4 protein-coding genes and 1 pseudogene are annotated in these 8,044 nt (G+C 65.6%); all 5 read left to right on the top strand.

Features of this window, described 5'->3' with window-relative positions; all coding sequences use genetic code 11:
- A pseudogene (locus tag JHC57_RS19580) lies at positions 1 to 638 on the top strand (hypothetical protein); the annotation flags it as partial.
- Between the two features lie 82 nt (positions 639 to 720).
- Complete coding sequence (locus tag JHC57_RS19575) at positions 721 to 3,438, top strand: TonB-dependent receptor (protein ID WP_294032246.1); 2,718 nt, start codon at positions 721 to 723, stop codon at positions 3,436 to 3,438.
- Between the two features lie 166 nt (positions 3,439 to 3,604).
- The gene (locus JHC57_RS19570) at positions 3,605 to 4,486 is read left to right on the top strand and encodes a type II secretion system protein N (RefSeq protein WP_294032244.1); all 882 of its coding nucleotides are present in this window, start codon (positions 3,605 to 3,607) and stop codon (positions 4,484 to 4,486) included.
- A gap of 5 nt (positions 4,487 to 4,491) precedes the next feature.
- Positions 4,492 to 6,702, top strand: a complete 2,211-nt coding sequence (gene gspD, locus JHC57_RS19565; RefSeq protein ID WP_294032242.1) for a type II secretion system secretin GspD — start codon at positions 4,492 to 4,494, stop codon at positions 6,700 to 6,702.
- Positions 6,699 to 8,044: ATPase, T2SS/T4P/T4SS family (locus JHC57_RS19560; RefSeq protein ID WP_294032240.1), on the top strand; the 1,346-nt coding region annotated here is incomplete at its 3' end. The genes gspD and JHC57_RS19560, both read left to right, overlap by 4 nt.

The raw sequence follows: 8,044 nt of genomic DNA, 5'->3' as shown, positions 1-8,044 counted from the left end.
AGGGCAACATCCAGTACGTCATCGGCGTGCAGCGCGAAGGCGGTGCGGTCGGCGACTCGATGATGGAAATCGACTCGAACGGCAACGAGGACGCGTCGCCGCGCCAGCGCGTCGCGATTTCGAACTTCACCTATATCCATCGCAACAACGCGGCTGGTAACGGCGTGTCGATCCTCGTTCGCGGCGGTGCCGACTATACCTTCGCCAACGGCCTGATCGTCGCTCCGGGCTTCCGCTGCATCGGCTTCAACAGCGCGACGACGACGCAGGCCGCCAATCCCGGTCTCGACGAAGCCGGCCCGCCGGTGTTCCGTTCGGTGTCGATGCAGTGCAATGCCACGCCGTTCCGCGGCACCAGCGGCGTGACCGACGCACAGGTTCAGGCGATCTTTGAAGGCGGCACGAATAACACCACTACCTACACGCCGTCGCTGACCAGCCTGTTCATCAACGGCGCGACCGAAACCGCGCGTCCGGCTTTCGACGCGAAGACGCTCAACGCCTTCTTCGACACCACCGCCTATGTCGGCGCCGTCCGCGACGCCAACGACACCTGGTATCAGGGTTGGACCTGCAATTCGTCGACCGCGAATTTCGGCACCACGAGCGCAAGCTGCAGCGCCATCCCGACGACCTGATCGCTCGCGATCCATTCGGGGAGCGGGCACGCCTGACCGGCTGGCCCGCTCCCTTCCTGCATATTCCTTGGGGACTTTTACCATGACCAAGCGGCCGATCTTCGCCAGCCTGCTTCTTCTCAGCTCCGCGCTTGTCGCACCTGCCGCGCTGGCGCAGGATGCGGGTGCGCCCGCGCCCGACGCGCCGCCGGTCACCACCGAAGCGCCCGCCGATGAGCCCGTGGCCGACGACGCGGCGGCTCAGGAAGAAGAGAGCGATGTTTCGATCCCCGGCGGCGCCGATCAGGAAATCGTCGTCACCGGCCGCTTCACCCCGAACATCGTCCGCGCGACGCCCGAGGTCGTTTCGGTCCTCTCGTCGGCCGACATTGCGCGCACGGGTGAAGGCGACATCTCCGGTTCGCTCCAGCGCGTGACCGGCCTCAGCGTCGTCGGCAGCGGCTTCGTCTATGTCCGCGGCCTCGGCGATCGTTACTCGCTCGCCCTGCTCAACGGCTCGCCGCTGCCGAGCCCCGAGCCGCTCAAGCGCGTCGTGCCGCTCGACATCTTTCCGTCGAACGTCATCGATTCGACGCTCGTCCAGAAAAGCTATTCGGCGAACTTCCCTGGCGAATTCGGCGGGGGCGTGATCAACCTCACGACCAAGGCGATCCCGCGGGAACCCTTCCTGACGCTGTCGGGCGGCATCGGCTGGGACAGCGAGACGACGAACGAACTCGGCTATACCTATTATGGCAGCGACACCGACTGGACCGGTTTCGACGATGGCACGCGTGACATTCCGCCGCTGCTGAAGGCCGCCTTCGCCAGCGGCAAGCCGATCCTGCAGGGCGCCGACTTCAGCCAGGACGATCTCGAAGCGATCCAGATGGAACTGGTCAACGCCGAGACGACGCTGCTCCAGCAGAACAATCATATTCCGGTCAACTGGTCGGCAGGCATCACCGGCGGCACGACCATTCCGTTTGCCAACGGCGAACTTGGCATCATCGCGACCGCGGGCATCAGCAACAAGTGGCGCACGCGCGACACATTGCAGCAGACCTCGCTCAATCAGGACCTGTCGGGCGATCCGCAAACGAGCTACAACCGCGTCATCACCGATAATCGCGTTGTCGTGAACGGGCTGCTCGGCTTCGGCCTCGAAATCGGCGAGCACAAGCTGCGCTGGACCAACCTCTACATCCGCGACACATTGAAGCAGGCGCGCCTCGGCCTCGGCACCGATGCCAACCAGGTCGGCCGCGACATCATGAAACAGGACACCGCTTGGTACGAGCGGCAGCTGATCAACACGCAGTTCGTCGGCGAATTCCACTTCGACGCGCTGAAACTCGATCTGCGCGGCGGCTATGCCAATTCGCAGCGCGAGGCGCCCTATGAGCGCGGTTTTACCTATGTCCGCACCAATCTGCCGACCGAGCAGGACCCGACGGGCGACAAGTTCGTCAACGACCTCGGCGGCAACCGCGGCGACGCGACGATCGCCTTCTCGGACCTCAACGAGGATCTGTGGTCGGGCGGCGTCGACCTCTCGTACGAGCTGGCGCCCCACATCACCGCGACCGTCGGCTACGCTTACAGCGACACGAGCCGAACTGCCGTGCGCCGCGCGTTCCAGTTCCGCGCGTCGGGCCTGCCCGTCGCCGTGACCCAGCTGCGGCCCGACTATCTGCTCTCCGATTCGACCATCCAGAATTACGACATCACGCTGGTCGAAACGTCGGCGCAGGACGGCACCGCCGCATTCGATGCGGGGCTGACGACCCACGCCGGCTATGCGCAGCTGCAGGCTGAAATCGTCCCGGGTATGAACGTCAACGTCGGCGTGCGTTATGAGGACGGCAAGCAGACGGTTGTTCCGATCGACCTGTTCGGCACCGGCGGCAGCGCGATCGTCCAGACCAATCTCAAGAATGATTATTGGCTGCCCGCGGTCACGCTGACCTGGGAAGTCGCGCCCGACATGCAGCTGCGGCTCAACGCGGCAAACACCATCGCGCGGCCGCAGTTCCGCGAGCTCATCGCGCAAATTTATCAGGACCCCGAATCGAACCGTCAGTTCCGCGGCAACCCGTCGCTCACCGACAGCGAGCTCTGGAACACCGAACTGCGCTATGAATGGTATTTCGCCAAGGACCAGCGTCTGACAGCGGCCGGTTTCTTCAAGAAGATCGAAAACCCGATCGAGGCCTACACGTCGCTCAGCACCGATTCGATCGCCAACACCAGTTTCGCCAACGCGCCCAAGGCGTTGCTCTATGGTGGCGAGATCGAGGTCCAGAAATATATTGCGCTCGACACGCTGTCGGACTCGGCCTTCTGGGCGAGCCGTCGCCTCGTGCTGATCGGCAACTACACCTACACCAAATCGGAAATCCAGGTCGGTCCCGGCGATACGACCGTGATCAACGGCGTCGTACAGGATGCGAGCAACTTCTTCTTCGACGGCTCGCCGCTGACCGGTCAGTCAGATCATCTGGTCAACTTCCAGATCGGGCTTGAGGATCAGGACAAGCTGTCGCAGCAGACATTGCTCGTTACCTACGCCAGCCCGCGCGTCACCAGCCGCGGCCCGTCGGGTCAGCCCGACATCCGCGAAAAGCCGGGTATCTCGATCGACTTCGTCGCACGGCAGGGGGTCAATCTGCTGAACAAGGAAATCGAGCTGAAGTTCGAGGCGCGTAACCTGACCGGCCGCACCTACAAGGAAGTGCAGGAGTTCGGCGACAACCGTATCTACCTCAACCGCTACCAGCTGGGCCGGACCTTCTCGCTCAGCGCGTCGTTGAAGTTCTGATCGCCGACCCTCCCCGCCGCAGCGCGGTGGGGAGGGTCGTGTCGGGCCGCCGCACCGGACTCGCCCGACCGTCAAAAAACTGTAATCTCCCGGTCAACTGATTGTCACCAATCGTCCCTAGGCGATTCGTGAAACCGCTTTTTCAGTTGGGGGACAGGGACATTTCATGGCGACGCTGATGTCCGGATCGGCCGTTCGGCTACCGCGCGCGCTGCCCGCATGGCTGCGCGGCGGAAAGCGCGGCCCGCGCGAAATCTGGCCGATGCTCCTCGTCGGCCTGCTTGGCGCGCTGCTCATCTGGCAATGCGTCCGCCTGCTCTGGACGCTCCTGACCCCGCTATCGCCGCTTGGCGCGTGGCAGCCGCAGACCGCCGTAATCGCATCGCCCGCCCAGCGGCGAGCGCTCTTCACCAGCCTCGATCCCTTCTTCCGCGGCAGCACCCAGGGTCCGGCTGCGGCGACGGTGACCTCGGCCGGCCTGACCCTGTTCGGCATCAATCTTAACGAGGCGACCGGCGGCGGCTCGGCGATCATCGCGGGCGAGGACGGGGTGCAGACGAGCTACGCGGTCGGCGACGAAATCGCGCCCGGATTGAAGCTCGCCGGCATCGCCTTCGATCATGTTCTGCTCGATCGCGGCGGCGCGCGCGAAAGCCTGTTCCTCGATCAGAGCGGCGAGGCGCCCGTCGCCAGCCCAGCGACCCCGCTTCCCGCGCCGACGCCCGAGATTGGCGCTGCTGTCGCCGGTGCGTCGGCCAGCGGCGAAATGACGCCTGCGGCGATCAAGGCCGGCGTCGGTTTCGCGCCGCGGGCGGAGGAGGGCCGCGTCACCGGCATCGTGGTGCAGCCGCAGGGCGACGGTGCGGCCTTCCGTGCTGCCGGACTGCGCCCCGGCGATGTGATCCGTTCGGTGAATGGCCGTCCGATCGGCTCGGCAAGCGACGCCGCGTCGCTCGCCAACCAGCTAACGCCGGGCGCGCGCATTGCGCTCGAAGTCGAGCGCGGCGCCAGCGTCGTTCCGGTCGCCATCTTTCTTTCAAAGCAATAGGTCTTATGCGTTTCAAACTTTCCCTGATGCTCGCCGCCGCGCTCGTATCCGCGACACCGGCACCGGCATTCGCCCAATATACGCTTAACGTCCGTGACGCCGACATCCGTGCCTTCATCCAGGATGCGGCGCGGATCACCGGGCGCACCTTCGTGATCGACGGGCGCGTCAACGGCAAGGTGTCGGTCGTCACCGACCGGCCGCTGTCGCGCAGCGAATATTTCGAGATTTTCCTCGCGACGCTGCGCTCGAACGGCCTCGTCGCCGTCCCTGGTCCCAACGGCAGCTATCGCGTCCAGCCGATCGACGGCGCCGCGGCGCAGCCCGGCCGTATCGGCAGCGGCGGCGCGGCGCAGAACCAGTTCGTCACCGAAATCATCCGCCTGCGCCATATCGACGCGGTCTCGGCGGTCGAAACGCTGCGCCCGCTGGTCAGCGCACAGGGCTCGCTCACCGCGAACCGCAACGCGAACAGCCTCGTCGTCGCCGACTTCGCCGACAATATCCGGCGTATTCGCGCACTCGCCGCGAGCATCGACCGCGACAGTTCGACCAGCCAGATCGTGACGCTCAAGAACGCCGGTGCGCGCGAAATCGCCGCCGCGCTGCAGGCGCTCGTCCCCGCGGCGGGCGAGGGGGCGCAGAAGCCCGTCGCGATCGTCCCGATCGACAGCAGCAACGCGATCGCGCTGCGCGGCGATCAGGCGCTCGTCGCGCGCTTCGTGTCGATGGCGAACGACCTCGATGCCAAGGCCGCGGGCGGCACCGAACTCCGCGTCTACTGGCTCGAACATGCCAACGCAGAAACGCTGCTTCCGACGTTGCAGCAGCTGATCGGCGGCGGCAGCGATCCGGCGCAAAAGGCGGGCCTGCCGCCGGCATCGGCCTCTTCTTCGACATCTGCGTCAGGCGGTGCCAGCACGCCGGCGCCCGCGGCCGCCCCGGCGGCTTCGACCGGGGCAGGCGGTAGCGGCAGCATCTCGACCCGCGGCCCGGCGATCATCACGCGCTATGAGGGCGCCAATGCGATCATCGTCGCGGCGAACAGCGAAGTTCAGCGCATGCTCGGCGAACTGATCCGCCAGCTCGACAGCCGCCGCCAGCAGGTGCTCGTCGAAGCGATCGTGGTGGAAATCGGTGATGATGCGGCAAAGCGGCTTGGCGTCCAGTTCCTCTTGGGCGGCAAGAACATCCCGTTCGTCGCGACGAGCTACAGCAATGCACAGCCCAATATCCTGACGCTCGGCGGCGCCTATGCCGCGACCAAGCTGACCGAGGACAAGACCACGGTCGATGGCGAAACCGTCGTCACCCAGACGACGAGCGCACTCGGCAACAGCCTGCAGGAAGCGGCCGCGGCATCGCTGCTCGGCGCAAGCGGCGGTTTTGCCGGCTTTGCGGGCGATATCGGAAAGAATACGATCTTCGGCGCGATCATCAACGCGGTGAAGTCGGACACGACGTCGAACCTGCTCGCGACCCCGCATATCGTGACGCTCGACAATCAGGCCGCGAAATTCCTCGTCGGACAGGAAGTGCCGATCACGACGGGCGAAGCGCTCAGCGACAATTTCGACAACGCCTTCCGCACCGTCCAGCGAGAGGAAGTCGGCATCAAGCTCGACGTCACGCCGCAGGTCAACGGCGCGGGCGAGGTGAAGCTTTTTCTGCGCCAGGAAGTGTCGAGCGTCGCGGGTCCCGTCTCGTCGCGCAACAGCGACCTCATCCTGAACAAGCGTTCCTTCGAAACGGTGCTCACCGTCGATGACGGCGAGATTCTCGCGATCGGCGGCCTGCTCAACGACGACGAGCGCAAGACGATCGAGCGCATTCCGCTTTTGAGCGACATTCCGCTGATCGGCGAATTGTTCAAATCGCGCAGCCGGACGCGTGCGAAAACCAACCTCATGGTCTTCATCCGCCCGACGATCCTGCGCAACCGTGAGGACAACGCCGCGCTCACCGCACGCCGTTATGGTTACATTCGCGATTTCCAGCTGCAGCGGAACCCCGATCAGGAGCCCGCGATCGATACGCTGGTCCGCGACTATCTGGGCGCGGTCCCGCCGGTGCCGAGTGCATCGACGCCCGCCGATGTCACCGTCGGGCCGGTCAATCTGCCCGAACTGCGCGGTCCCGATGGCAGCGTGACGACGACCGACGTCCCGCCCTCGATTTCGCAGGCGCCTGCGCCGCCTGCCGGAGACTATCCGTGAGCAACCTCGAACCGGCGGCGCCTCCCCCGGCGCCGGTTGATATTCCCTATGGTTTCGCCCGCACGCACGGCGTCGTGATCGCGCCGGGCGAGGACGGCGTCTGGCTCGCGACGCTGCGTGAGGGCAGCGATCCCGCGATGCTCATCGAGGTGAAGCGCTATCTTGCGCAGCCGCTGCGCGTCGCGACCGCCGACGCCGCCGATTTCGACCGCCTGCTCTCCGACCATTATGCCGTCGACAGTTCGGCCGCCGCAATGGCCGGCTCGCTCGATGGCAGCGACCTCGATCTCGGCATTCCCAGTGCCGAGGACCTGCTCGACAGCGCCGACGACGCGCCCGCGATCCGCCTGATCAATGCGATCATTGCCGAAGCGGTGCGGCAGGGCGTCAGCGACATCCACATCGAACCCTATGAAAGCGGGCTCGTCGTGCGCATGCGCGCCGACGGCGTGCTGCGCGAGCATCTGCGCATGCCGCCGCACGTCGCGCCCGTCGTCGTCAGCCGCATCAAGGTGATGGCGCGCCTCGATATCGCCGAACGCCGCGTCCCGCAGGACGGCCGGATCGGGCTGACGCTGGCGGGGAAAGCGGTCGACGTCCGCGTCTCGACATTGCCGAGCCGCGCGGGCGAACGCGTCGTGATGCGTATCCTCGACAAGGACAGCGCCGGCATCGACTTCGACGTCCTCGGCCTGTCGGGCGCCGCCGACCAGATTTTGCGCGAGGCGCTTGCCGAACCCAATGGCATCATCCTCGTCACCGGCCCGACGGGATCGGGCAAGACGACGACGCTCTATGCCGCGCTCAAGCAATTGAACGACGGTCAGCGCAATATCCTGACCGTCGAGGATCCGGTCGAATATGCGGTCGACGGGATCGGTCAGACGCAGGTGAACAGCAAGGTCGGACTCGACTTTGCCGCGGGGCTCCGCGCGATCCTGCGTCAGGATCCCGACGTCGTGATGGTCGGCGAAATCCGTGACCGCGAGACCGCCGACATCGCGGTGCAGGCTTCGCTCACGGGCCACCTAGTGCTTTCGACCGTCCACACCAACGACGCGGTAGGCGCGATCACACGCCTCAAGGATCTCAAGGTCGAACCCTTCCTGCTCGCCTCGACCTTGCGCGCTGTCCTTGCACAGCGCCTCGTTCGCAAGCTCTGCGATCATTGCCGCGAGCCGGTCCAGGCCGATAACAGCATCGCCGCGATGCTCGGGCTCGACATCGGCACGGTGATCTGGCGGCCGAAGGGTTGCGACCAGTGCGGCGGCACCGGCTTCAAGGGCCGCATCGGGGTGTTCGAGGCGATCAAGGTCGACGAGACCGTCCGTCGCTATATCTA

Origin of the sequence: Sphingopyxis sp., assembly GCF_016463645.1 — a bacterium.
GTDB lineage: Bacteria > Pseudomonadota > Alphaproteobacteria > Sphingomonadales > Sphingomonadaceae > Sphingopyxis.
This window is presented reverse-complemented; position numbering and strand designations above follow the sequence as displayed.

Excerpts from the sequence above, each read along its gene's own strand:
- JHC57_RS19575 (WP_294032246.1), top strand. The coding sequence starts at position 721 with ATGACCAAGCGGCCGATCTTCGCCAGCCTGCTTCTTCTCAGCTCCGCG.
- JHC57_RS19570 (WP_294032244.1), top strand. The coding sequence starts at position 3,605 with ATGGCGACGCTGATGTCCGGATCGGCCGTTCGGCTACCGCGCGCGCTG.
- gspD (WP_294032242.1), top strand. The coding sequence starts at position 4,492 with ATGCGTTTCAAACTTTCCCTGATGCTCGCCGCCGCGCTCGTATCCGCG.